Below are 596 nucleotides of genomic sequence, written 5' to 3'. Positions count from 1 at the left end.
AGCGAGGCGAGCGAGGCGCTCCAGCAGTTCTCGACCCCCCTGCCCCTCGGTTACGTAGCGGCCCTCGCTTGCGCCCTGCGCCCGGGCGAGGCCTTGCTGGAGCCCTCGGCCGGCACAGGCCTGCTCGCGATCCACGCCGAACTCACCGGCGCGCGACTCCACCTCAACGAGCTGGCCTCCACCCGAGCGGGCCTGCTCCGAGCGCTCTACCCGACCGGCTCGGTCACCCAGCTCGACGCCGCTCAGATCCACGACCGGCTAGCCGACGACGTCGCGCCGAGCGTGGTGCTGATGAACCCGCCGTTCTCGGTCGCGGCCCATGTCGAGGGGCGCTATCGCGACGCGACCGCCGATCACCTCCGCTCCGCCCTCGCCCGCCTTCCGCGCGGGGGGCGCCTGGTCGCCATCACCGGCGAGAGTTTCCGGCCCGATCGCCCGGCCACGGCCAAGGCCTTCGCGGCGCTCAGCGACCGGGGCGGGCGGCTGGTGTTCTCCGCCGGGCTGTCCGGCCGCTCCTACGCCAAGCACGGCACCACGGTCGACGTGCGCCTCAGCGTGTTCGACCGGCTGCCGGGCGGCGAGACGGGCGCGCACGT

1 pseudogene is annotated in these 596 nt (G+C 74.5%); it reads left to right on the top strand.

The window, feature by feature from the left end:
* Positions 1 to 596 (top strand): annotated as a pseudogene (locus VQ02_RS38635) (methylase); the annotation flags it as partial.

Source organism: Methylobacterium variabile (genome assembly GCF_001043975.1).
GTDB classification, from domain to species: domain Bacteria; phylum Pseudomonadota; class Alphaproteobacteria; order Rhizobiales; family Beijerinckiaceae; genus Methylobacterium; species Methylobacterium variabile.
The sequence above is the reverse complement of the archived record's forward strand: the minus strand, read 5'-3'. Positions and strand labels throughout refer to the sequence as shown.